General features: G+C 44.7%; 25 protein-coding genes and 1 pseudogene. 19 read left to right on the top strand and 7 right to left on the bottom strand.

The window, feature by feature from the left end; genetic code table 11:
- The first annotated feature begins 32 nt into the window (after positions 1-32).
- From miaA to ACHBHN_RS04795, 14 genes are all read left to right on the top strand, one after another.
- Positions 33-917, top strand: a complete 885-nt coding sequence (miaA, locus tag ACHBHN_RS04860; RefSeq protein WP_394733717.1) for a tRNA (adenosine(37)-N6)-dimethylallyltransferase MiaA — start codon at positions 33-35, stop codon at positions 915-917.
- Positions 910-2,160, top strand: coding sequence for a GTPase HflX (gene hflX / locus ACHBHN_RS04855; protein WP_394733716.1), 1,251 nt, complete (start codon positions 910-912; stop codon positions 2,158-2,160). The genes miaA and hflX overlap by 8 nt, the downstream gene beginning before the upstream one ends.
- On the top strand, positions 2,144-2,773 hold the full coding sequence (locus ACHBHN_RS04850; protein ID WP_394733715.1) for a cystathionine beta-lyase: 630 nt from the start codon (positions 2,144-2,146) through the stop codon (positions 2,771-2,773). Before hflX ends, ACHBHN_RS04850 begins: the two co-directional genes overlap by 17 nt.
- Before the next feature lie 10 nt (positions 2,774-2,783).
- The gene (rnz, locus tag ACHBHN_RS04845; protein WP_105138109.1) at positions 2,784-3,713 is read left to right on the top strand and encodes a ribonuclease Z; all 930 of its coding nucleotides are present in this window, start codon (positions 2,784-2,786) and stop codon (positions 3,711-3,713) included.
- Positions 3,710-4,465: an SDR family NAD(P)-dependent oxidoreductase gene (locus tag ACHBHN_RS04840; RefSeq protein ID WP_394733714.1), complete on the top strand. Its 756-nt coding sequence runs from the start codon at positions 3,710-3,712 to the stop codon at positions 4,463-4,465. Before rnz ends, ACHBHN_RS04840 begins: the two co-directional genes overlap by 4 nt.
- Before the next feature lie 143 nt (positions 4,466-4,608).
- Positions 4,609-6,762, top strand: coding sequence for a copper-translocating P-type ATPase (locus ACHBHN_RS04835; RefSeq protein WP_394733713.1), 2,154 nt, complete (start codon positions 4,609-4,611; stop codon positions 6,760-6,762).
- Positions 6,763-6,868: 106 nt separating this feature from the next.
- Complete coding sequence (locus ACHBHN_RS04830; RefSeq protein ID WP_394733712.1) at positions 6,869-7,243, top strand: DUF4825 domain-containing protein; 375 nt, start codon at positions 6,869-6,871, stop codon at positions 7,241-7,243.
- A gap of 129 nt (positions 7,244-7,372) precedes the next feature.
- Positions 7,373-7,801, top strand: coding sequence for a cupin domain-containing protein (locus tag ACHBHN_RS04825; RefSeq protein ID WP_172079226.1), 429 nt, complete (start codon positions 7,373-7,375; stop codon positions 7,799-7,801).
- Positions 7,801-8,439: an ATP-binding cassette domain-containing protein gene (locus tag ACHBHN_RS04820; protein WP_394733711.1), complete on the top strand. Its 639-nt coding sequence runs from the start codon at positions 7,801-7,803 to the stop codon at positions 8,437-8,439. Before ACHBHN_RS04825 ends, ACHBHN_RS04820 begins: the two co-directional genes overlap by 1 nt.
- On the top strand, positions 8,436-9,200 hold the full coding sequence (locus tag ACHBHN_RS04815; protein WP_394733710.1) for an ABC transporter permease: 765 nt from the start codon (positions 8,436-8,438) through the stop codon (positions 9,198-9,200). The genes ACHBHN_RS04820 and ACHBHN_RS04815 overlap by 4 nt, the downstream gene beginning before the upstream one ends.
- 94 nt (positions 9,201-9,294) lie before the next feature.
- Positions 9,295-10,695, top strand: a complete 1,401-nt coding sequence (pepV, locus tag ACHBHN_RS04810) for a dipeptidase PepV (protein WP_394733709.1) — start codon at positions 9,295-9,297, stop codon at positions 10,693-10,695.
- 43 nt (positions 10,696-10,738) lie between these two features.
- Positions 10,739-11,326: a uracil-DNA glycosylase family protein gene (locus ACHBHN_RS04805; RefSeq protein ID WP_394733708.1), complete on the top strand. Its 588-nt coding sequence runs from the start codon at positions 10,739-10,741 to the stop codon at positions 11,324-11,326.
- 60 nt (positions 11,327-11,386) lie between these two features.
- A complete protein-coding gene (locus ACHBHN_RS04800) occupies positions 11,387-12,178 on the top strand; it encodes a TPM domain-containing protein (protein WP_394733707.1) in 792 nt (263 codons plus the stop codon).
- An 18-nt stretch (positions 12,179-12,196) separates the two neighbouring features.
- Positions 12,197-12,778: a LemA family protein gene (locus ACHBHN_RS04795; RefSeq protein ID WP_172058883.1), complete on the top strand. Its 582-nt coding sequence runs from the start codon at positions 12,197-12,199 to the stop codon at positions 12,776-12,778.
- A 33-nt stretch (positions 12,779-12,811) separates the two neighbouring features.
- Here the strand turns inward: ACHBHN_RS04795 and ACHBHN_RS04790 are convergent, their stop codons facing one another.
- From ACHBHN_RS04790 to ACHBHN_RS04765, 6 genes are all read right to left on the bottom strand, one after another.
- Positions 12,812-13,879, bottom strand: a complete 1,068-nt coding sequence (locus ACHBHN_RS04790; RefSeq protein WP_394733706.1) for a hypothetical protein — start codon at positions 13,877-13,879, stop codon at positions 12,812-12,814.
- Positions 13,880-14,139: 260 nt separating this feature from the next.
- Positions 14,140-15,513, bottom strand: a complete 1,374-nt coding sequence (gene mnmE, locus ACHBHN_RS04785) for a tRNA uridine-5-carboxymethylaminomethyl(34) synthesis GTPase MnmE (protein ID WP_394732593.1) — start codon at positions 15,511-15,513, stop codon at positions 14,140-14,142.
- 148 nt (positions 15,514-15,661) lie between these two features.
- On the bottom strand, positions 15,662-16,315 hold the full coding sequence (locus tag ACHBHN_RS04780) for a hemolysin III family protein (protein ID WP_105160804.1): 654 nt from the start codon (positions 16,313-16,315) through the stop codon (positions 15,662-15,664).
- Positions 16,316-16,317: 2 nt separating this feature from the next.
- On the bottom strand, positions 16,318-16,779 hold the full coding sequence (locus tag ACHBHN_RS04775) for a DUF1836 domain-containing protein (RefSeq protein ID WP_125265623.1): 462 nt from the start codon (positions 16,777-16,779) through the stop codon (positions 16,318-16,320).
- Positions 16,780-16,862: 83 nt separating this feature from the next.
- Positions 16,863-18,512: an FAD-dependent oxidoreductase gene (locus ACHBHN_RS04770; RefSeq protein WP_394733705.1), complete on the bottom strand. Its 1,650-nt coding sequence runs from the start codon at positions 18,510-18,512 to the stop codon at positions 16,863-16,865.
- On the bottom strand, positions 18,513-18,845 hold the full coding sequence (locus ACHBHN_RS04765) for a rhodanese-like domain-containing protein (protein WP_172023578.1): 333 nt from the start codon (positions 18,843-18,845) through the stop codon (positions 18,513-18,515).
- 110 nt (positions 18,846-18,955) lie between these two features.
- Between ACHBHN_RS04765 and ACHBHN_RS04760 the strand changes: the two genes are divergently transcribed.
- The 4 genes and pseudogenes from ACHBHN_RS04760 (at position 18,956) to ACHBHN_RS04745 (ending at position 23,851) form a co-directional block, all read left to right on the top strand.
- On the top strand, positions 18,956-19,216 hold the full coding sequence (locus ACHBHN_RS04760; protein WP_105122788.1) for a metal-sensitive transcriptional regulator: 261 nt from the start codon (positions 18,956-18,958) through the stop codon (positions 19,214-19,216).
- Positions 19,217-19,358: 142 nt separating this feature from the next.
- The gene (gene dprA / locus ACHBHN_RS04755; RefSeq protein ID WP_172095214.1) at positions 19,359-20,201 is read left to right on the top strand and encodes a DNA-processing protein DprA; all 843 of its coding nucleotides are present in this window, start codon (positions 19,359-19,361) and stop codon (positions 20,199-20,201) included.
- Between the two features lie 91 nt (positions 20,202-20,292).
- The gene (gene topA, locus ACHBHN_RS04750) at positions 20,293-22,386 is read left to right on the top strand and encodes a type I DNA topoisomerase (RefSeq protein WP_105122789.1); all 2,094 of its coding nucleotides are present in this window, start codon (positions 20,293-20,295) and stop codon (positions 22,384-22,386) included.
- 185 nt (positions 22,387-22,571) lie between these two features.
- Positions 22,572-23,851: pseudogene (locus ACHBHN_RS04745) on the top strand (helix-turn-helix domain-containing protein).
- A 64-nt stretch (positions 23,852-23,915) separates the two neighbouring features.
- On the opposite strand, the gene ACHBHN_RS04740 reads toward ACHBHN_RS04745, so the two are convergent.
- Positions 23,916-24,713 (bottom strand): XRE family transcriptional regulator, encoded by a 798-nt coding sequence (locus ACHBHN_RS04740; RefSeq protein ID WP_105122790.1) that lies wholly within the window; start codon positions 24,711-24,713, stop codon positions 23,916-23,918.
- Positions 24,714-24,813: 100 nt separating this feature from the next.
- On the opposite strand from ACHBHN_RS04740, the gene ACHBHN_RS04735 reads away from it, so the two are divergent.
- Entirely contained in the window at positions 24,814-25,320 is a 507-nt protein-coding gene (locus ACHBHN_RS04735; protein ID WP_394732595.1) for a hypothetical protein, read from the top strand.
- Positions 25,321-25,323: the final 3 nt, after the last annotated feature.

Genomic DNA, 25,323 nt, shown 5'->3' with positions numbered 1-25,323 from the left:
AGCGAAAAAACAAAAAATTTTCAAGGAAAAAGATGAAAACTAAGGTAATTGTGGTCTTAGGACCGACAGCGGTGGGAAAAACAGCGCTGGGAATTGAGCTGGCCAAGCGCTATAAGGGCGAAATTATCAGCGGAGACAGCCAGCAGGTCTACCGCAAGCTGGATATTGGGACAGCCAAGGCCAGTCCAGAGGAGCAGGCGGCAGCAGTTCATCATTTGATTGATGTCCGGGATGTGACCGATGGTTATTCGGCTTATGAATTTGTAGCAGAAGCCAAGGCCCTGATTGCTGACATTAAAAGTCGTGGCAAGTTGCCTGTTATCGTTGGTGGTACGGGACTTTACATCCAAAGTCTGTTAGAAGGCTACCATCTGGGCGGGCAGGTTGACCAGGAGCAAGTTCTTACTTATCGGGCGGAACTCGACTGCTTGTCTGACGAGGATTTGGAAACAATGGCAGAGCAGGCAGGTTTGACGGTCGAGGGAAACAGCCGACGGAGAATGATTCGTGGGTTAGAGTTGAAAAAAATTGGCAAAAACTTAGAAAATACAGAGTCAGAATATGAGCCTCTTTACATCTGCCTGACAGATGACAGACAGGTTCTTTACGACCGCATCAATCAGCGAGTGGATAAGATGATGGAACAGGGTTTGCTGGAGGAAGTGAGATGGCTCTATGAGAACCACCCGACCGCTCAAGCGGCTATGGGCATCGGCTATAAGGAGTTTTTCCCCTATCTGGCTGGTGAGATTTCGCTGGAAGAGGCTATCGATAAGGTTAAGCAGAACAGTCGCCGCTTTGCCAAGCGCCAGTTGACTTGGTTCCGCAACCGCATGCCCGTAACCTTCTATGAAATCGGTCAGTCGACAGTCAAAGAGGCCATTTTTACCGCTGTGGAGGAATTTTTAGATGATTGAAACGCAAAAAGAACAAGAACGCGCCCTCCTGGTTGGAGTGGAATTACAGCAGACAGATAATTTTGACATGTCCATGGAAGAGTTGGCAAGTCTGGCTAAAACAGCTGGCGCTCTGGTCAAGGGGGTCTACACTCAAAAACGTGAAAAATACGACAGCAAGACCTTTGTCGGCTCAGGGAAATTGGATGAAATTGCCCAGATGGTCGAAGCTGACGAGATTGATACCGTCATTGTCAATAACCGACTGACGCCCCGTCAGAATGTCAATTTGGAGGAGATTCTGGGGGTTAAGGTCATCGACCGGATGCAGTTGATCTTGGATATTTTTGCCATGCGGGCGCGGAGCCACGAAGGAAAACTGCAGGTCCACCTGGCCCAGCTCAAGTATATGTTGCCTCGTTTGGTGGGTCAGGGGATTATGCTCAGCCGTCAGGCAGGGGGAATCGGCTCTCGTGGACCAGGTGAAAGCCAGTTGGAGCTTAACCGTCGAAGCATTCGCAACCAGATTCACGACATCGAACGCCAACTCAAAACGGTGGAGAAGAACCGAGCGACTGTCCGTGAACGCCGCTTGCAATCAGGTGTTTTCAAAATCGGCTTGATTGGCTATACCAATGCTGGCAAGTCCACCATTATGAATGCCATGACGGATAAGCGACAGTATGAGGCAGATGAACTTTTTGCCACACTTGATGCCACGACCAAGCAGATTAACTTGGCGGACAAGTTCAACGTGACCTTGACCGATACGGTTGGTTTCATTCAGGATCTGCCGACCGAGTTGATTTCTGCCTTCAAATCCACCTTGGAAGAGTCCATGAATGTGGACCTATTGCTCCATGTCATCGACGCCTCTGACCCTAATCATGCCGAGCAGGAGCAGGTGGTCTTGGACATTCTCAAGGACTTGGACATGTTGGACATTCCCCGTCTAGCTCTCTATAACAAGCTGGACAAGACCGATGACAGCTTTACCCCTAGTCAGTTTCCGCATGTCATGCTGTCCGCTAAGGATGAAAATGCCAAAGGTCATATCCAGATGATGGTCTTGGCTAAGATTAAGACCATGTTTGAACGGTTTGAGGTCAGGGTGCCACTTGCTGAATCTTATAAATTGCATGATTTAGCAACTCTTGCCCTGATTGAACATCGGACCTACGAAGAGGATGTGGAAGTGGTATCAGGCTATATCGCTTCCAGCAATAAATGGAAGTTGGAAGAATTTTATGACGGATTATCTTGATTTGGCAATCAAATACGGTGGCTTTACCAGTCTGGACAAGGTCTATCTGGCTGGAAAATTGGCAGGATTGACCGACCAGCAGAAATTGGATTTTATCACGCCACCGCCGTCGGTCATCAATGCCTATTTTGCGGAAATCTACCAGAAAAAAGGACCAGAAGAGGCGACGGACTACTATCTGACTTTATCTCAGCAGCTGAGCCTTTTTCCAAAAGAACCTAGCTTTGCGGAAGAAAAGCCCTTTGTCCGCTTGAATTTATCAGGCAAGGCTTTCGGTTTTGCCTATGTTGATGGGACTGGACTGGCGCAGGTCTTTGCCGAGCAGGACGTTGAGGTTGCAGAGAATTTGCTGTTTGAGATTGCGCAAATTTTCCCTCACTATGTAGTCTTTGAGCAAGCAGGCAAGGTGTGGATGAAAGGCAATGATTTTGATGAGACTATCTTGGTGGCAGAAGAGACAGAATTTCTTCTGACGGATGTGGCTGTTAGTGACCAATTTGTCAAAATAAGTGGTCTCAATCAAGAAGAAGTCCTGCAAGCGGCAGAAAAGTATGACGGTCAACGGTATGTTGCTTGGTCGGGTCGCTCTGCAATTTTATATATAAAACATTAGAAAGTAAACAATGCAAATTCAATTTTTAGGTACGGGGGCGGGTCAGCCCTCCAAGGCAAGAAACGTGTCCAGCTTGGCCTTGAAACTCTTGGACGAAATCAATGAGGTCTGGCTCTTTGATTGTGGCGAAGGAACGCAAAATCAAATCCTTGAAACAACCATTCGTCCGCGCAAGGTGGCTAAGATTTTCATTACTCACCTGCATGGCGATCATATTTTTGGTTTGCCCGGGTTCTTGTCCAGCCGTTCTTTCCAGTCTAGTGAGGAGCAGACGGATATTGAAATTTATGGTCCGACGGGCATTCGTTCCTTTGTCTTGGCCAGTCTGAAAGTGTCAGGTTCCCGCTTGCCTTACCGCATTCATTTTCATGAGTTTGACGTAGAGACAGTTGGCAAGGTTCTTGAGACGGACAAATTTACGGTATTCGCAGACAAGCTGGATCACACGGTGCCATGTGTCGGCTACCGCGTCATGCAAAAAGATTTGGAGGGAACGCTGGATGCGGATGCTCTCCGTGCGGCCGGTGTACCCTTTGGTCCCCTCTTTGGAAAAATCAAAAATGGCGAGAATGTTACCCTAGAGGACGGTCGTGAAATCATTGCCAGTGATTATCTATCGCCACCACGTCCGGGTAAGGTTGTGACAATCTTGGGAGACACACGCAAATGCCATACCAGTGTGCGACTTGCGGTCAATGCGGATGTCTTGGTCCATGAGGCGACCTATGGTAAGGGCGATGAAAAGATGGCGCGTCGGCATGGACATTCAACCAATATGGAGGCGGCAGAAGTGGCGCGTGAGGCGGGAGCCAAGCGACTTTTGCTCAATCATATCAGTCCGCGTTTCTTGGCCAAGGATGTTAGTCAGCTACGACGCGATGCTAAGACCATTTTTGAAGAAGTTCATGTGGTCAAGGACTTGGAGGAAATTGAACTATGAGAACCATTTTGATAACAGGTGCTTCTGGCGGTTTGGTGCAGGAGATGGTACCTTTGCTCAAAGATGATTTCTTGATTTTGTTGGGGCGAGATGTGGCGAAAATTGAGCAGCTCTATACTTACCATGAAAAAAAGGCTGTCTTTGATGTAGACATCCGAGATGAAGTAGCTCTGACGGCATTTTTTGAGCAGGTCGATAGCCAGTTTAGTCAGGTGGATATCTTGGTCAATAACGCTGGCTATGCAATTTATGATGATTTTGAGAATTTCTCTAGCCAGCAGGTGCAGGCCATGTTTGATATCAATACCTTTGCCCTGATGACCATGTGCCGTTTAGTAGGTAAACGAATGAAGGCAAGACGGAGCGGGCAGATTATCAATATCATTTCCATGTCAGGCTTGATTGCTTCAAGCAAGTCATCCGTTTATTCGGCGACCAAGTTTGCAGCTATGGGTTTTTCAAATACCATTCGCTTGGAATTAGCCCAGTATGGTGTGACAGTTACTACGGTTAATCCAGGTCCTATTGCGACTGGCTTTTTCGACCAAGCAGATCCAGACGGTACTTATCAAGAAAGTGTCAAGGCTTTCTTGCTGCAACCAGACTATGTTGCCAAGAAGATTGTGGCGGCTATGGACAAGAAGAAGCGGGATATCAACCTTCCTTGGTCACTAGCAGCTGCTCATAAGCTATATACTCTTTTTCCGAGACTGGCTGATTATCTGGCCAGTACGGTCTTTAATTTGAAATAAAGAAAAGTGAACACATAATATGACCTAGATGGATTAATGCCATTCTAGGTTTTTTTGATCTAATCGGTTGACATTTTTTGACTACAAGTGTAAACTATAATTGTAAATCGATTACAAATGTAGACAGAAATAGGAGTTATCTTATGAACCATTCAAAAGAAAATAAGCAGGAACACCAGCATGCGATGCATTCTGAGGAAGTTGGTCAGATCCATCATGATTCCCACCAGCAGGAGCATTCCCATGAAGAGGGGGGGCACGCCAATAATCATTCTGACCATCACGAGCATCATGAAGGAGGCTCTGACATCAGTCACTATTCTCATGATGCTTACCATCATCACCATGACCATGACATGATGGAACACGGTGGGCACATGATGCACATGGGGGATATGAATACAAAGCTCAAGGTGGCAGTGGCAGTCATGATTCCCCTACTGGCCATTTCTCCAATTGCAGGTTTCACTCTCTTACGTTTTCCGGGTGTTGAACTTGTCCAGCTGATACTAGGTTCTATTATCTTCTTCTACTCAGGTACGCCTTTCTTTAACGGAGCGAGAGGGGAATTACGAGCTAAAAAACCTGCAATGATGACCTTGATTTCCATGGGGATTATTGTTTCCTATCTTTACTCCGTTTATGCAACAATTTTAGCACTATTGGGACAAGAAAGCATGAACTTTTGGTTTGAGTTGTCTACGCTGATTGTCATTATGCTGATTGGGCACATTATTGAAATGAAGGCGGTTATGGGAGCAGGGGATGCCCTGAAAGACTTGGCCTCTCTCATTCCGAAAAAAGCCCATCTCAAGGATGGGACAGATGTTGCGGTAGAGGACTTACAGATTGGGGATTTCCTCCTAGTCAAGGAAAATGAAAAAATTCCGGCTGACGGTAAGATTTTGAGTGTTGCTCATATTGATGAATCCATGATTACTGGGGAATCTCGAGCTGTCAAAAAAGAGGCGGGAGATAGGGTATTCGGTGGTTCGCTCAATCAAAACACGCCCTTTGAAATGGAAGTGACCAGTCTTGGTAGGGACAGCTTTTTGGCGCAGGTGACCGAAATGGTCCGTCAAGCGCAAAACCAGAAATCCAAGCTTGAAAATATGGCTGACCGCGTAGCCTCTTGGCTCTTCTATGCAGCTTTAATTGTGGGGATTTTGGCCTTTATTTATTGGACCATGACGGCTAATCTTGCTTTTGCCTTGATGATGGCAGTTTCTGTTTTTGTCATTGCCTGTCCGCATGCCCTTGGTCTAGCCATTCCCCTTGTTGTGGCGCGATTGACCACGATTTCTTCAAAAAATGGTCTTTTGGTTCAGAACCGAACAGCTCTTGAACAGGTTAACCAGATTCGGTTTGCCTTGATGGATAAGACCGGAACCTTGACCGACGGAAAATTTCAAGTTCGCCACAGTCAAGACTTGGTTCAGGGAGCAGATACGCTGGCCAAAATGGCAGCGTTAGAAGTTCTTTCAACCCACCCAATTGCCCTTTCGATTGTGGAGGCGGCAGGTCCACTTTTCTATCAAGCAGAACGGGTTGAGAATATCCCTGGTAGTGGGATTCGAGGCGTCTTGGATGGAAGGATTTATGAAATTATTTCCTACAAAGGTGTGCAGGAAATAGGTTTGTCAGTGGATCAGGACGTGATTGCACCTTATCTTGATTTGGGCCTTACTTTGAGTTTTTTGGTGGCTGATCGTGTAGTCTTGGGATTTGTAGCCTTGGGAGACCAGATAAAAGAAGATGCTAAAGATTTTGTAGAAGGCTTGAAAGCGCAGGGCATTAGTCCTGTGATGTTGACGGGAGATAACCCAGCTACTGCACAAAAAGTGGCCAGTCAGTTGGGCATAGAAGATTACCGAGCTGAACTTAAACCAGAGGATAAGGCGAAGCTGGTCAAGGACTATCAGGCGCGTGGGGCAGTTCTTTTCATCGGAGATGGGGTCAATGATTCGCCTGCTCTAGCGACGGCAGATTTAGGCTTTGCCATTGGCGCAGGAACTTCTGTTGCCATCCACTCTGCAGATGTAGTCTTGGTTCAATCCAATCCATCAGCGGTCTTGGATATGTTGAGCATTGCCAAGACAACCATCCGCAAAATGAGGCAAAATCTCTGGTTTGGGGCAGGTTACAACATCATCGCCATTCCTTTAGCTGCTGGAATCCTTTATCCAAGCATGGGTATTATGGTGGATCCTTTATTGGCGGCCGTGCTCATGAGTCTATCAACGGTTATTGTCGCTATCAATGCTATGGGTTTACGTTACAAAGGTGACAGAGAGTAGCTTGATACAGCCTGTTCTTAGTATACATTACATGAAGTCAATTTTCTTGACAGGCTTTGTGTAAGGGTTTACAATTTAAAGTATATAAGCTTCAGGAGGAAAAGTCATGCGAAAATATTTATTTCTTGTTTCCTGTTTGTTCCTCGTCTTTTTAGCAGCCTGTCAGGCAGAAAAAAGCCAAGAGGTGAATCTGGAACAGTACAAAACAGACTATGTTGGTGACAATAGCAAGGTCATTCAGTTAGCTGCTTTACAGGATTATCCTGAAGGTTATACTTATGACCATATCGAAATCCAATCAGACAAGGAACCCTATCAATTGACAGTATTTTTGAAGGTAGATAAAGCCTCTGACAAAGAGGCAGAGGAGCTCCAGTCAAACAGTCAGTCCCTATTTGACCTGATTGGCAATCTAGAGCAGGTGGCTTTTGTAGATGCGACCAGCCAAGAAGAAATTGCTCATTTTACTAGGAAAGATTGATCAGTTAAGCTGGTCAATTTTTTTATGAATTTTTTTCAATTTCTTTCTTGACAAGTTGCAGATGAAGTTCTATAATTATAACAATTCTAAATAAACTTTAGAATGATTAAAATTTGAGAGGTATATAAGATGACAACGAAAGATTTTGGTAAAGCACCATTTGTAACAAATATTGAAGACGCAACCTTGGAAAATACAAACTACCGGACAGCCCTTTGGACTGGGGAACTCTTGCAGGTGACCCTCATGTCGATTCCAGTTGGTGGGGATATTGGCGCGGAAGTGCATGCTGAAAATGATCAATTCTTGCGCGTGGAGCAAGGGAAGGGACGGGTTATCATGGGAACAGATGCGGACAACATTACCCTTGATACAGAAGTAGTTCCAGAATTTGCCATTTTAATTCCAAAAGATACCTACCACAATGTTATCAACATTGGCGATGAGGACTTGAAACTCTATTCTATCTATGGTCCTGCTCACCATGCGCATGGCACTATTCACGAGACTCAGGCTATTGCAATGGCTGCGGAAGAGGCAGAGGAGGCAGGTCACTAATGCCGATTTTTCAGCTAAATCAAGTCGGCTTAGTCCATGCGGACACGACCATTTTGGAGGATGTGACGCTCAGTATAGATGCTGGTCAGCGCCTGACCTTGGTTGGTCCGTCCGGGTCTGGTAAGAGTTCGATTTTAAAACTGCTGGCAGGGTTGACTTCTCCTAGTCAAGGACAAGTTCTCTACCAGTCTCAGGATTTGGCACAAATGGATATGCCTCTCTACCGCAGAGAGGTTTCCTATTGTTTCCAGCAGCCGGTTCTCTTTGGGCAAACGGTGCGGGATAACCTTGCCTTTCCCTTTAACATTCGTCAGCTGGATGTTGATGAAGAACGCGTGGTTCAAGCCCTTGCCAAGGTGGATTTACCAGCGACATTTTTAGACAAGAAAATCTCCGAATTGTCGGGCGGTGAAAAACAGCGCGTGGCCTTGGTCCGCAATCTTCTCTTTGAGCCCCAGGTGCTCTTACTGGACGAAGTGACGGCTGGATTAGACGCGACAAGCAAAGCCTTGGTGCATGACTTGATTGCCGATTACCACAAGGCAGGACACACCATTGTCGAAGTCACGCATGATGTGGAGGAAATAGCAGCAGCCAGCACCATTATCCAGGTAGAGAAGGGGAGAATTGTCCAATGAACCAAGTAAATGTAAGCAATCTTTCTCTGGCCTTGGTCTTTGGTCTGGTCTTGATTGCGCTTAGCATCAGCCAAAAGGAAAAACTGGGAATTACCAAAGACATTGTGATGGCTGTCTTGCGGACGGTGGTCCAACTCTTTCTGGTCGGCTATGTCTTGAAGTTTGTCTTTCAAGTATCTAATGGCTGGTTGAGCTTGGTCATGGTCCTAGTCATTCTCTACAATGCTAGTCGTCAGGCCAATAAGCGTAATCCTGTCGTCAACAAGTCCTTCTGGCATCCATTTTTTGCGCTTCTGATTTCCACTGGATTGACCTTGAGCATTTTGATTTGGTCGGGGGCTATTAAGTTCATTCCCTCGCAGGTCATTCCTATTTCTGGTATGCTAGCTAGCAATGCCATGTCGGCCATCGGTCTGTCCTATCGAGCCATGTACCGTCTCTTTACGGATAATCGCCAGCAGGTCTTGGAGAAATTGAGCTTGGGCGCGCCTGCCAAATTGGCTTCGCAGGACATTTTGCGCGAAAGTATCAGGACAGGAATGCAACCGACTATTGATTCAGCCAAGACGGTTGGTCTGGTCAGCCTGCCCGGCATGATGTCTGGTCTGATTTTTGCAGGTGTTGACCCTGTAGCTGCCATTCGTTACCAGATTATGGTCATGTTCATGCTCCTGTCGGCTACCAGTCTGGCCTCCGTTATCGCATCATACGCAGCCTACAAGTCTTATTTTACGGACAAGGTGCAATTGGAATTTGAATAAGAATAAACTGATCTTGAAAAAGGTCAGTTTTTTCTATATCTGCATGATAAATTATGATAAAATAGACTTACATTTACATTGCAAAGGAGACAGTATGACAATCAATTTTAGAGCAGAAGTAGACAAACGCAAGGATGAATTCATGACGGATTTATTCGACCTCTTGCGCATCAATTCAGAGCGCGACGATAGCCAAGCAGATGCCCAACACCCATTCGGACCGGGTCCTGTCCGTGCCTTGGATAAATTTCTAGAAATTGCTGAGCGTGACGGCTATCCGACCAAAAATGTTGACAATTATGCTGGACATTTTGAGTTCGGTGAAGGCGATGAGGTACTTGGTATCTTCGGGCATTTGGATGTAGTTCCTGCTGGTAGTGGCTGGAATACAGACCCCTACGAGCCACAAATCATCGATGGGAAGCTCTTTGCGCGCGGTTCGTCCGACGACAAGGGGCCGACTATGGCTTGCTACTACGGTTTGAAAATCATCAAAGAATTGGACTTGCCAATCTCTAAGAAAGTCCGCTTTATCGTAGGTACCGACGAAGAGTCGGGCTGGGCGGACATGGATTATTACTTCGCAAACGTTGGTCTCCCTCTGCCAGATTTCGGATTTTCTCCTGATGCCGAGTTCCCGATTATCAACGGTGAAAAGGGCAACATCACAGCTTATTTGCATTTTGCTGGGGAAAATAGCGGAGCTGCTCAGTTGCATAGCTTTACAGGCGGTCTTCGTGAGAACATGGTGCCTGAGTCCGCGACAGCAGTCATCTCTGGTCAGTTAGATAGTCTTGAGGATAAATTGGCAGCCTTCTCAGCGGAATACGGCGTGTCAGCTAGCGCGGATAATCTGTCTGACGGTCGTGTCCAAGTGACCGTCATCGGAAAATCAGCCCACGGTGCCCACCCAGAAAATGGGGTCAATGGGGCGACCTACTTGGCTAAATTCCTCAACCAGTTTGCCTTTGAAGGTGCAGCCAAGGCTTATTTGGAACTTGCCGGAGAAACTCTATTTGAGGACCACGATGCGAAAAAATTAGGCGTAGCTATCTACGACCAGCAAATGGGTGCCCTGTCCATGAACGCTGGTGTCTTCAAGTTTGATGCAGGCGCAGTAGACAACACCATTGCCCTCAATTTCCGCTATCCAAAAAACACCAGTCCTGAAGTCATCAAGGCTGGCTTGGAGAAATTTGAGGTAGAAAGTGTCAGCCTGTCAGCCCACGGTCACACACCGCATTATTGCCCGATTGACGACCCAATGGTAGCCATTCTCCTGTCTGTTTATGAGAAACACACAGGACTGAAAGGTCACGAGCAAGTCATCGGTGGCGGAACCTTTGGTCGCCTGCTAGAGCGTGGCGTTGCCTATGGAGCCATGTTCCCAGGATACACAGATACCATGCACCAGGCCAATGAATTTGCGGATATAGAAGACCTCTATCGTGCCGCGGCAATTTACGCAGAGGCCATTTATGAGTTGATTAAATAAGAGATGGAAAGACGGGATTTCCGTCTTTTTTAGGAGACACAATATGCAGCTATCCTCCATTCGTCGGGCTATTATGTCTGACCCTGCCAATCAAGTTTTTACACGTCAAGGGATTGAACCGCTCTTTCAGGCGCCTGAGACTGCTCGCATTCTGATTATCGGGCAGGCGCCGGGTTTGAAAACACAAGAAAAAGGTCGACTTTTTGATGATGCTAGTGGCGATAATCTTCGGAATTGGTTGGGGGTGGACCGAGAAACCTTTTATGACTCAGGTCTGTTTGCTATTCTTCCTATGGATTTTTATTATCCTGGTAAGGGTAAGACAGGTGACTTGCCACCGCGCAAGGACTTCGCTGACAAGTGGCATCCGCTCATCTTGCAACATTTGCCTCATATTGATATGACGCTTTTAATTGGGAGCTATGCTCAGGAAGCTATTTTTGGGAAATCCCAGAGGAACTTGACCGAAAGGGTCCGACATTTTGAGGATTATTTGCCCAGTTATTTTCCTCTGCCCCATCCTTCTCCTAGAAATAATATCTGGAAGGCCAAGCATCCCTGGTTCAAGGAACGTGTCTTACCCAGATTGCAGAGGGACATAAAAAATATTGTTCAACAGTACACAATATGATATAATTGTATATAGAAAATAGATGATTTCTTGTCTTTTTGTGCCGAAGGAGGTGTTGAGATGAGAAAGTATGTGGTATGGCTAGGCGGAATCTTGGTCAGTCTACTAGTTTTGCTGGCCTTATTTCCGCCAATTGTTAGAGCGGACCAGTTGCCAGATCGGCCGCTGGATACGACGGTAGTAGACCAACAAGGCTACCTATCAGCTGATACGATCGCCAGTATTGACCAAAAGAATCAAGAATGGGAGCGTACCGGTCAAAAATTGCAGGTGGGGGTCTATGTGACGGACCATCTGAATGATGACTTAGAAAGTTTTTCCAATGAGCTCTTTCGTCACTGGCAGGTGGGATTTTCTGGGACGGATAACGGGATTTTGCTGGTCATTGCCATAGATGACAGGCAGTTTCGGATAGAGACCTCGGACAATGCAGCCACCGTCATTATGGATATAGAGGCCAAAGATATTTTAGATTCCTCCAGGGAGTTTTTCCGCCAGGAGGACCATGATGCTGGTGTCACCTACATTGTCAATTCCATCGGCGACCGCTTTTACGGGACTGACCTGGGAGCCCAGCAGCTGGCTAGCTTAGAAAGTCAAGAAACTTATAGTGACGATGATGTCGGTTCATTTTTCATCCTCATTATTGTTCTGGTTATTATTTTTATCATTATTGATAAGTCCAGTCGTGGTGGCCGCGGAGGTGGTCCAGGTAGCCTACTTTGGATGTGGGGCGACGATTATCATTACCATCAACACCATCATTCTGACCATTCCTCATCTAGCTTTGGCGGCGGAGGTGGCTGGTCCGGTGGTGGAGGCGGCGGAGGCGGCGCCTCATCTGGTTGGTAGAAAAAGAAAGGAAATAGTATGAATAAAAAATGGTTAACCTTCCTCATCCCCCTAGTCGCTTTGCTATTTTTGGGAATAGGAGCAATCGGTCAGTACAATGGTCTGGTGGACAGCCACGCCGAAGTGGAGAACGCCCAGGCCAATGTCCAGACCCAGCTCCAGCGACGTTATGATCTGATTCCCAACGTTGTATCGGCCGTCAAGGGGGCCATGGAGCATGAGAAAGATATTTTTACAGCTATCGCGGATGCGCGTGCCAAGATTGGTTCCAGCCAGCAAGGTTCCGCAGAGTACAATCAGGCTCAGACTCAGCTAGATTCAGCAGTTTCTCGCCTTTTGGTAGTGGCGGAAAATTATCCACAAATCACAGCCAACCAGCAGGTATCGGACTTAATTACCGAGCTTGAAGGCACAGAAAATCGGATTTTAGTGGCCCGCAAGGATTATAATACGGTGGCAACAGCCTACAATAAAAAAATCAGGAAGTTCCCGACCTCTATCTACGCCAATCTTTTTGGCTATGAGAAAGTAGACCTCTTCCAAGCGACTAACGATGCTGCAACAACAGTACCAAGCGTTGATTTACAAGATAAAGAATAGAAGTGAAAAGGAACTCGAGCGAGTTCCTTTTTCTTAGGGGGTAAGCCAGACACCAGCTACATATTCAGATGGCAGGCTTGTCTGATTGAGAATTTCAGAATGTTTGAAATTATAAATGATGACTTGATTATCCTTTGTGAACAGTAATCGTTCTTGATCCAACAGTTGAATATGTTTGATTGGGCTGTCGCTATCAGATAAGTTAGGAAAGGCATGGTAGCTCTCTTCTTGAGTTTCTAAGTTATAGAGGGTGAAATGAGGATATTTGCTAATATAACTATCATGTTCAATCAATAGGAGATGCTTGTCTCCCAGATTGTGAATGGTAGAGGGATGCGGATGAGAGAGCTGGATTTTTCCGATTTCTTTTGTTTTAGGATCGAAGGTCTGCACATCATAAGAGGTTTCCTGTTGCCCATCACCATGATAATAGGTCAAAATCGGGTGATAGACAAGACTATTTTTCAGGATACCTTGGCGGACTTGATGACTAAGTGGTACCTCAATCTCGTCTACAATTTTCTCAGATTTCTTGTCAAAAATCAGATAGTAAGCACGGGTTTCTTCAGGTTTATCTATTACATACCTGTGACCGTACAGAACAAGCAAATCGCCAGAATCGGTCATGATGCTAGGCAGGGTAGAAAAATCTTCAGGCAGAGTAAGTTGTCCAGCCTCTTTGCCACTCGTATCAAACCAAGTCAGGTGCCTACCAGCCATATAGAGATGGTGCTCGTCGCTCCCTGCAATGTAATCATGAAACTTGGTGGCTTTCTGGGAAATCGTACCTGTTTCAAAATCCAGCGAAGTGACATTTTCTGCGTAGGATTTTGGGGCGCTGCTTGAGAGCATCAGATAACGATTTTGGAGCTTGTGGCTATTTCCTAGAGGGAAAACAATGCCTCCCATCTCTTGTCGATTCAAGAGCTTGAGGTCATTTCCTTCTAGTTGATAGGTCTCAATCTGATTAGGATAAATAATATACATTGAAGCTGAATCTTGGAGTTCAAACTTGGCATGACCAGAGGTTAATAGTTTCCAGCTGATGACACCTAGCACAAGGAGAAAAACGGTAGATAGCAGAATGATAATTTTTTTCATAGGAAGACCTCCTTTATGACATTATTATAACAAATATTTTGTAAAAAAAACAATCAAAACAAAAATGAAAAAGCAAGAATAAAAAAGAAAAATCCATGTAAATAATTTGCATTACATGAATAGGGATTACTTGCTTATTTGCCTGAATAAATGCCACTAGACTGCTGTTTAGTCAAGCATTTTTCTAGGATGAGCGTTGTGAAAGTGCCATGGAAGCCTTGCAGCTCTTCAGTAAGCACGATCTCCACACCTAAATTTCCTTACTTTCCAAGACAGAATTGACTAAAGAGCTGGGTGATGAGTTCGTCTGGAGCGGCATCGCCTGTGATTTCTCCCAATATTTGCCAACAGCGGGTCAGGTCAACCTGTAACAAGTCGACAGGCATGCCCATTTCCAGTCCGTCATTGACAGCTTGCAGGCTTTGGACGGCTTGTTCAATCAAGGAAATGTGGCGAGAATTGGAGAGGTAGGTGGCATCTTGCTCTACCAGACCAGCATTTTCAAAGAAGAGCTGGTTGATTTTTTCTTCAATCTGGTCGATGTTCTGGTTTTTTAAGACGGAAATGCGGATGACCTCCTCAGGCAGCTGGTCTGCTTCAATCTGTTCTTCCAAGTCGGTCTTGTTGAGCAGGACAATACGGTTGGCCAAATCGGAAATGGCTAGTAGGTTGCGATCTTGCTCAGTCAGGTGTTCGGATGCGTTGAGGACTAGCAGGATGAGGTCGGCCTCCTCAAGGGCTTTTTTGGAGCGTTCCACACCGATTTTTTCAACGATGTCATCTGTTTCACGGATACCAGCGGTATCAATCAGCTTGAGGGGGACGCCTTTGATGTTGACGTATTCTTCGATAACGTCGCGGGTTGTTCCTGCGATGTCTGTAACGATGGCTTTTTCCTCGCGGAGGAGGTTATTGAGCAGGCTGGATTTTCCCACATTGGGACGACCAATAATGGCGGTTGCGATGCCTTCACGCAGGATTTTTCCACGGCGGGCAGTGCGGAGGAGATTTTCTAGAAGAGCTTGGAACTGGAGGGTCTTCTCACGGACCAGCTCTGTCGTCGCCTCCTCCACGTCGTCGTACTCAGGGTAGTCGATGTTGACCTCGACCTGAGCCAGTGTGTTGAGAATCTCCTGGCGGGTGTCGTTGATGAGCTGGGAAAGGGAGCCGTCAAGCTGGCGTACGGCATTGTGCATGGCCTTGTCGGTCTTGGCGCGGATAACATCCATGACGGCTTCGGCCTGGGTCAAATCCACACGACCGTTGAGAAAGGCACGCTTGGTAAATTCACCCGGCTCAGCCATCCGAGCACCTTGGCGAATCAGGAGCTGGAGAATTTCGTTGGTAACGGCGATGCCTCCGTGGGTATTAATTTCAATGACATCTTCGCGCGTGAAGGTCTTTGGGGAACGCATGACACCCAGCATGACCTCGTCAAGCACTTGCCCTGTCGCAGGGTCAATAATGTGGCCGTAGTTGAGGCTGTGGCTAGGAACTGTTGCTAAGTCCTTTCCCTTGAAAACCTTGCTGGCAATGGCAAAAGCATCTGTGCCAGATAGGCGGACAATGCCGATAGCGCCCTCACCCAAGGGAGTCGATATGGCAGTAATGGTGTCAAATTCTTTGGTAATCATAATTTTTACTTTCTAAGAAATTGTATTCATAAGTAAGGTGAACTTATATAAAAGTGCCAAGCTCTGAATGCAGCTTCTAACATTTCCTATGTATCAGTTTATCATGGAAAGCAAAAAATCGCATGAAATTGGAACGTCTATCGGATTTCTAGTATAACATAAAATAGACAATGGCGATATACTGCAGGGCTGAGGCTAGGAGAATAAACAAGTGCCAAATCATGTGAAAATAGGGTCGTTTCTTGGCATAAAAGAGAGCACCGATTGAATAAGATAATCCCCCTGCCAACATGAGGAGCCCGAAAGTCAGATTGGTCTGTTGGAAAATGACCGGCAGGATAAAAATGATGAGCCAGCCCATAATCAGATAGAGTGCCAAACTAAATTTTTCATTGATTTCTTTGGCAAATATTTTGTAGAGAATGCCGAAAATCGTAATGCCCCACTGTAAGCTGATAATCAGATAGCCCAACCAACCACCGACTAAGGAGAGAGCAACAGGTGTATAGCTGCCCGCAATGGCGATGTAAATCATACTATGGTCAATCATCCGCAAAACATACTTATGGACCGAAGTATAGGGCATGGAATGATAGATAGAAGAAGAGAGGAACATCAGGAACAGACTGCTGACAAAAATGGACATTCCAACCACAGCAGTGATATTGTAATCCTTAAAGGCATGCACAGCGGTAATGGGCAGTAGAGCCAGCATCAGAAGGGCACCAATAGCATGCGTGACGCTGTTAGCGACTTCTTCGCCGAATGTTAGGGGAATACTGAGTTTCATTTTGTAATCCATGACTAGCCTCTTTCTAATTCTAAAGCCAGCTGATGCGTCTTGCGGTAGAGTTTCAAGGTCTGGCAAGCATAACGAATGATTTCAGGAGCTGTCTCCATCTCATTTTCATTCATACAATCCACAAAATAATTGTAGAGCCTATCTGAAGAGTAGTGGGACTGTAAGATATTCAGGGTCTGGCTGATTTCTTGGATGGAAAATACATTCTTCAAACAAGTCAGCGCAATCAGTCGAGCCAATTGGTGTTTCTGGTATTTCTTTTTGATAGGCTTTTCCAAATGCTTGTGTTTGACATAATTGTTCACCATAGATGCAGTCAGCCCCTTGTCCTCCTTAGACGGTGAAAACTGCGTAGCCTGATGGACATAGAGCAAGACCTGATCTAGATACAAATCAATCTCTGGCAAGTCTTCCCAATAGGGCAATTGATGATCGCTTTCGTTTTTGTTTAATCTAGTATACATAACTAGATTATATAATCATGAAAATAATTTGTCAATTGAAAAGATAAAAATTCCTCCAGAACCATCTAGTCTGGAGGGATAATCTAGTTTAAGATAGCGTTAGGTCGCACCATTTTATAGAGAGAATAGGCACCGTCTAAGTTCTTTACATCGAAACCATGTTGTTTTAACAAACGTTCAGCAATATAAGAACGGAGACCGCTATGACAGCTGACGATGTAGCGCTCATTTTTATCTAATTCATTCATTCGGTCACGGAGTTGATCGAGTGGAATATGTATATAATCTTTAAAATGACCTTTTCGCACTTCATTATGATTCCGGACATCCAATAAAATAGCACCATTTTCCAACTCTAGCTCCAATTGATGCCACTGGATATTCTCACTCAATCCTTCTGCGATATTGAGGGCTGCGTAGCCAATCATGTTGACCGGATCTTTAGCCGAGCCAAATGGAGGTGCGTAGGTCAACTCAAGTTCTGGTAAATCAAAAATTGTCAAACCAGCCTTAATAGCTGTCGCAATTACATCAATGCGTTTATCAACCCCTTTTTGGCCAACAGCCTGCGCCCCATAAATTTTGCCATCAACTGGTGAAAAAATCAACTTGAGGACAATATCGGTTGCACCCGGATAGTAACCGGCATGATCCTTGCCTGTTGTATGTACGACCGCATGGTTAAATCCAAGCGTCTGAACCGTCCGTTCGTTTAGACCGGTTGAGGCTGCGACTAGGTCAAATACTTTAACGATGGCTGTCCCGATAGACCCTTTATTGATACGTTTTAAACCAGCAATGACATCAGCAACCTGTCTACCTTGTCGATTGGCAGGAGAGGCTAGAGAAATCAAAGCGTCTTGCCCGGTTATCTCTTGCTTAACCACGATAGCATCACCTATCGCATAAATATTTGGTAGATTGGTCTGATAATTTTCATCAACCAAAATACCACCGCGAAGTCCCACTGCGATTCCTGCATCAGCAGCTAATGTTGAATCTGGCTGTACCCCGACAGATAAGATTATCAAGTCAGAAGAAATTGTTTCCCCATTTGCTAAAGATAATACTTGTCCATTGTGGCTGAAACCTGTTACAGACTGACCCGTGAGGACACGAATTCCTTTCGATATTAGTTCAGCCTCAATAAAGCTAGCCATTTCTTCATCCAAAGGCGGCAAGACATGAGGAGCTTGTTCAATCAGTGTGACGTCCATTCCCTTGAGTGCCAAATTTTCAGCCATTTCCAAACCAATAAAACCAGCACCGACGACAACTGCTTTCCCATTTTCTACTTTCTTCAGTTGTGTCATGATTTTTTCCAAATCAGGTACATTTCGCAAAGTAAACAAATTGGTTGCATTTTCTATACCCTCTAGGGTAGGAATAAAGGGCTTTGCCCCTGGCGATACAATCAATTTATCATAAGTTTCTTCGACCTGCCCATTTGGAGTTTGGACAGTGACCGTTTGTTTGTCAGGGTGGATGTTAATGACTTCGTGAAAAGGCCGAACATCCAGATTAAATCGCTCTTGTAAACTTTCTGGTGTTTGGAGTAATAGACTGCTTTGATCTGCAATTTCTCCAGAAACGTGATAGGGAAGTCCGCAATTAGCGAAGGAGACGTATGGACCTTTTTCAAATACGATAATTTCGGCATCCTCCATCAGACGACGGAGACGAGTAGCAGCGGACATTCCTCCCGCAACACCACCAATAATTAGAATTTTCATTTATTGACCTCCTTTGATAGGACCGTTCCAGGCATTCATTCCGCCACGAACATTCAGTGCATGGTATCCACTACTAGTCAAATACTCAGTAGCTCGTTGACTGCGCATGCCTGATTGACAAATGACGAGATACTGTTTCGTTTTATCGCCTTTGAAGTTTTCGAGTTGACTCAGTGGGCTATTGATTGCTTGTGCAATATGTCCAGAATTAAATTCATTGACTTCTCTGACATCCAATAATATAGTATTGGGTTCTTGTAAGGCTTGTGGCAGTTCTGCCACAGTAAGACTCTCAGAAGATGAAAAGATTCCTGATAAGATTTGTTTAAGCATGTGTCCTCCTCTTATATACCCTATAGGGTATTTTAAATATAACAAAGATGAGGATAACTTGTCAAGTTTTTGAATTGACTTTTTTACAAACAATCGGTACCATATAGAATATGAAGACAGATAAAAAAGATATGATGAATCGATTAAAACGCGCAGAAGGTCAACTTCGCGGTATTCAAAAAATGGTTGAAGAAGAACAAGAATGTATAGATATTGTAACGCAGCTTAGTGCAGTCCGATCCAGTATTAATAGCATGATGGGAATTGCCATTGCACAAAAAGTTCAATCCTGTATTGAACATCCTTCTGATGACCCAGAGGAGCAAGAGAGACGATTGCAAGAGGCAATCAAATTAATTATTAAAAAATAGGAACAATAGAATAATCTAACAATATTTCAGAGAATTTCTTAAGAATTTGTTAGTCTTAGAATAAAAAAGTTTCAAAATTTTCTATGAATTTCTTCGGAGATTTATTTTTTTTACGAACAAATCAGGTAGAGAGGTAATTAATATGAATAATTTTGATATTTTTAAGTTGAAAAAGGCTGGTCTGACCAATCTCAATATTCACAAAATCTTGGTTTACCAAGAGAAGTACGATAAAAAGCTATCCTTGCGCAACATGGCTGTCGTATCTGAATGCAAAAATCCCATTCTCTTCATGGAAAATTATAAAAATTTGGACATCAAGGCCTGCCGTGAGGAGTTTAATCGCTTTCCATCCTTTTCTATTTTGGATGACATTTATCCCTTGGCCCTCAAGGAAATTTACAATCCGCCAGTCTTGCTCTTTTACCAAGGAGACCTTGACTTGCTAGATAAACCAAAGTTGGGCGTTGTTGGTACGCGAAATGCCAGTAAAAACGGCATCCAGTCAGTCCAGAAGATTATTAAGGAACTTCAGAATCGCTATGTCATTGTCAGCGGCCTGGCGCGTGGAATTGACACGGCGGCCCATATCGCCAGCCTAAAAAATGGTGGACAGACCATTGCGGTCATCGGTACAGGCTTGGATGTGTCGTATCCCAAGGAAAATAAAGATTTGCAGTCCTATATAGGCAAGCATCATCTGGTCTTAACAGAGTACGGGCCTGGTGAACAGCCGCTCAAGTTTCATTTCCCAGAGCGTAATAGGATTATCGCTGGTTTGGTCGGCGGACTGGTGGTCTGCGAGGCAAAAATGCGGTCGGGTAGCCTGATTACTTGTGAGCGTGCCCTGGAAGAAGGGCGGGAAATATTTGCCATTCCAGGCTCCATTTTAGACGGAAAATCTGACGGATGTCATCATTTGATTCAAGAGGGCGCAAAGTGCGTCACATCGGGCTTGGACATCATTTCTGACTATCAATTTTAAAATAAGTTTTCCTATAGGAAAATAAAAATCTTGACACTAGCTGAAAAATAGTATATTCTTTGTGAGTTAAAAATATTTGTAAGGAATGAGAATGGCTACAAAAACAGTTAGTAAGAAAAAAACAGCGAACAAGAAAAATCTGGTTATCGTAGAGTCGCCTGCCAAGGCCAAGACCATTGAGAAATATCTTGGTAAAAATTACAAGGTAGTTGCATCGGTCGGACATATCCGTGATTTGAAAAAATCCAGCATGTCCATTGACTTTGACAATAACTACGCACCAGAATACATCAATATTCGTGGCAAAGGGCCGCTCATTAATTCTTTGAAAAAAGAGGCCAAGAATGCCAAACAAGTCTATCTGGCGAGTGACCCGGACCGGGAAGGAGAGGCGATTTCCTGGCATTTGGCCCACATTTTGGGCTTGGATGAGCAGGACAAAAACCGTGTGGTATTCAATGAAATCACCAAGGATGCGGTAAAAAATGCCTTCAAGGAGCCGCGTGCTATCAACCATGACTTGGTCGATGCCCAGCAGGCCCGTCGGGTCTTGGACCGTATCGTAGGGTATTCGATTTCGCCAATCTTATGGAAAAAGGTCAAGAAAGGCTTGTCGGCAGGGCGCGTGCAATCCGTTGCCCTCAAGCTCATCATTGACCGAGAAAATGAAATCAACAATTTCAAGCCGGAAGAATACTGGACCATTGACGCTACCTTCAAAAAAGGAACGAAAAAATTCCAGGCATCATTTTATGGAGTGGACGGCAAGAAAGTCAAAATCGAAAACAATGACCAAGTCAAGGAAGTCTTGGATAGGCTAAAGGGTGATGATTTCTTGGTGGAGCAAGTCGAACGCAAGGAGCGGAGACGCAATGCGCCATTACCGTACACCACTTCCACCATGCAAATGGATGCGGCCAATAAAATCAATTTCCGTACGCGGAAGACCATGATGATTGCCCAGCAGCTTTATGAAGGGGTCAGTCTTGGAACAGGCGGCACGCAGGGTCTTATTACCTACATGCGTACCGATTCGACGCGGATTAGTCCAGTGGCTCAGGAGCAGGCTGCTGCCTTTATCACAGAGCGGTTTGGTCAAAACTATTCTAAGCATGGCAGCAAGTTCAAAAATGCCAGTGGTGCCCAAGATGCCCACGAGGCTATTCGTCCGTCCAATGTCAATCTGACCCCAGAATCCATTGCCAAATATCTGGATAAGGACCAGCTCCGTCTTTATACACTGATTTGGAATCGTTTTGTAGCCAGCCAAATGGCTGCGGCTGTATTTGACACCATGAGCGTTCGTCTAGGGAAAAATGGTGTTCTCTTTGCGGCTAATGGTAGCCAAGTCAAGTTTGACGGTTATATGGCGGTTTACAACGACTCAGACAAGAATAAAATGTTGCCGGATATGGAGCAAGGTGATACGGTTACTCGGACCGCTACCAATCCTGAGCAGCACTTTACGCAGCCACCAGCTCGCTATTCTGAGGCGACACTAATCAAGACCTTGGAAGAAAATGGTGTTGGTCGTCCATCTACCTATGCACCGACCATTGAGACCATCCAAAAACGCTATTATGTTAAACTGGCTGCCAAGCGATTTGAGCCGACAGAGCTGGGCGAGATTGTCAATAAATTGATTGTTGAATTTTTCCCAGACATCGTCAACGTCAAATTTACAGCCGAAATGGAGCAGAAATTGGACGACGTTGAGGTTGGAAAAGAGCAGTGGCAGAAGATTATCGATAGCTTCTACCAGCCTTTCAAGATAGAGTTGACCAAGGCTGAGGAGCAAATGGAGAAAATCCAAATCAAGGATGAGCCTGCCGGATTTGACTGTGACGTTTGTGGTCATCCCATGGTCATCAAACTGGGGCGATTTGGTAAATTCTACGCATGTAGCAATTTCCCAGATTGCCGCAATACCAAGCAAATCACCAAGGAAATCGGCGTGACCTGTCCAGTCTGTCATCAGGGTCAGGTCATTGAGCGCAAGAGCAAACGCAATCGTCTTTTCTACGGATGTGACCGTTATCCAGAATGTGAATTTACATCTTGGGATAAGCCGGTCGGTCGTGCCTGTCCAAAATGTGACCATTATCTGGTTGAGAAGAAGGTTCGTGGTGGTGGCAAGCAAGTCGTCTGCCCGAACGGTGATTATGAAGAAGAAAAGATTAAGTAAACTTTTGTAGGAATCAAATGGATGAGCCTGTCGACTTGGTGGTGAAAAGCCTCAAGCCAAGTCTGCATTTTGGTCGTCTATTCAAAGATAAAGCAAAAATCCTGTAGTTTTGATGATATGCTCCCCATATAGTGGACAGTGAAAAAACAAAAATTTTCACTAGAAACTATAAGGGGAGTGTTATTATGTCCAAAAGAAGTCCAAAATCTGTATCTGAGAAACTAGAAATAGTTCTCATTCACTTGGAAGAAAGGAAATCACTTAGTTGGTTAACTAGAAACCAAGGCATTTCTAAAGACACCCTATCGAACTGGGTTCGGAAGTACAAAGAAGCTGGTGTTGAGAGGCTAGAGTAGAGTCGTCGCTGGACGAAATATAATAAGGAACTAAAGGAACAAGCTGTTTCCGACTATCTCAATGGCCAAGGAAGTTTAAGAAGTCTCAGTGAAAAGTACGATATTTCTGACCCTTATGTTCTCAGATCCTGGCTAAAAAGTTATACTAGTGGTAAAGAACTGAAAGCTACTAGTAAAGGAATGAGACGCATGAAACAAGGACGCAAGACAACATTTGACGAACGGGTTGAGATTGTGAATTCTACTCTTGCCCACGAGAAAGATTACCAAGGGGCTGTTGAGAAGTATGGTGTTTCCTACCAACAGGTCTATTCTTGAGTCAGAAAGTTCCAGAAGGAAGGTTCTAACGGTCTCCTAGATCGTCGTGGGAAAGGCCTGGAAAGCAAGCCTAATCTGACTCCAGAAGAAGAGTTACGCCTTAAAATCAAGCAACAGGAAGAGCGGATTAAGTATCTTGAAATGGAGAACGGCCTGCTAAAAATGGTAGAAGAAATCAAACGACGAAATCGACGGTAAGACTTGGTCGCCACTTGGAAACTTTTCAAACAATTAAAGAATATGCGGATGAGCATGAAGAGGCTTCTATCAGCCGCTTGTGCCGTATTCTAAAGATATCTCGCTCAGGCTACTACAAGTGGTTGCGTCATCAAGAAACTCCTTCTGAACAAGAAAATACAAGATTGATAGATGTCATAAAGGAAGTTCATAGCCAACATAATGGTATTGTCGCTTATGTGGTTGGTCAGTTTAGTGATAATGAGTTGGTGTTAGAGACGCTTCGTAAATCTCGAAAAGCTAATCCTGATGCGACACCATTGATTCACAGCGACCGAGGTTCGCAGTATACTTCGAAAGATTATTACTGTTTAACTACCCAGTATCAGATGACACGCTCTATGTCTCGTGTTGGTAAGTGTATTGACAATGTACCAATTGAGAGTATCTTTGGGCACTTTAAGACGGAGTGCTATGATTTGAAGAAATATAAGACTTTTGAGGAGCTAGTTTTAGATATTGATGCCTACATCTATTTTTACAATCATCAACGTTTTCAAGAGCATAACAATGGCCTTGCTCCTATTGAAATGAGGAACAAGGCCGTCGTCTAATCTTTTATTATTTCATTGTCCACTTGACAGGGAGCTGTTCATGAGAACCACAGGATTTTTCATTTTATTCAGGAGAATAAATTTGGACGAGTTGACCAATTGGTCTGATGTCGTCGTCCTCAGACAAGGGAATATCATCATAGTCGGGATTAAGGGATTCGAGATAGGTTCCCTTATTTTTTTTGACAAAATTTTCGCCGTTGACCGAAAAAATTCCTACAGTGTTGAGCTCGACTTGGTGAGAGAGACGGATAAAGAGATAGTCACCGCTGGCAATGTAGGGCGCCATTGAATCTCCGACCACCTCAGCAATAGCATCGTATTCCTGTGGAGCAGGAATAGTATCAGCAGAAAAAGTGACTAGGTTATCAAAGTCGCTGTCCTGCCAATAACCGCTACCAGCAGACACCTTGCCTTGGACAGGAAGTTGGACGGTTTCTAAGTAGTCAGACAGCTTGACAACCTCACCTGACGGTGCATCTGAATCTGCCATGGTAGCTACCTGCTCAAAGCCAAAGTGAATCCATTTATCACGGTAGTCACCTACCAATATTTGGTCTAGTTCTTGCACCTGATTTGACATTTTGTAATGGAATTGGGCAAATTGTCCAGGTGTCAGGGTCAGGGCAATATCCTGGTCCTGGTCCAATTGGGCAATCAGTTCATGCACTGGGATGCCCATCCCAATCGCAATCTTTTCCAGAGTTTCCATGGTTGGTAGAAGGGGCTTCTTAGTCTTTGGATGCTGATTTTTTTCCAGCATAGAAATGTAACCCTTTGTTAGGCCGGATTTTTCCGCAAATTTATCCATTGATAGTTTTTCGTTTGTCCGGTAGTTTTTTAAAATGTCACCTAGAATCATGGCTCTCCTCCTTGATTGTTTAACTTATTTTACCATATCTTGAATAAAATATCAAGTTTTATGTTTAATACGTTTGACAAAAATCAAAAATAATGGTAAGATGATGAAAACAGAAGGATTGGAGGATAGACAAATGGAAGTTCGGAGGACTGAGATTCAGTGGGAAACCTTGTATCGGGTGTGGGAGAATTATGCTGAGCATTTTGGACTAGATACGGGTGATGTGTGTGTTGACAGCTTGTCTGAGGGTACGGCTGGCCTCATGACCATGCGCTTGCTGGCTAAATACCAGGGGAATCCAGAGGTGAGGGCTGCGATTTGGTTAGCTTCCTTTTGCCGAGATGTAATGCAGGATTATTCCTATTTGTTAAATAGCAGAGCCTATCAGTTAGTCAATCAGATATATTTTCCTGCCTTTGATTTATTCAAAGAGGATGGGCTTGCCTGGAGCAGTCATCTGAGTCGCTTGCAGCCAAAATTATTTATATCTTATCGGATATTAGAAGGGCTTGATTTGACAAACTACCAGTCTATTGTGGAGTTGGCCATGTTGCAGGCCAGTTTAACCAATCAATTTTACAATCGTTCCCTGTTGAGTCGTGTATAAGGA

This window comes from Streptococcus sp. A22 (assembly GCF_043674215.1).
In the GTDB taxonomy this organism is placed as follows: domain Bacteria; phylum Bacillota; class Bacilli; order Lactobacillales; family Streptococcaceae; genus Streptococcus; species Streptococcus suis_V.
This window is presented reverse-complemented; position numbering and strand designations above follow the sequence as displayed.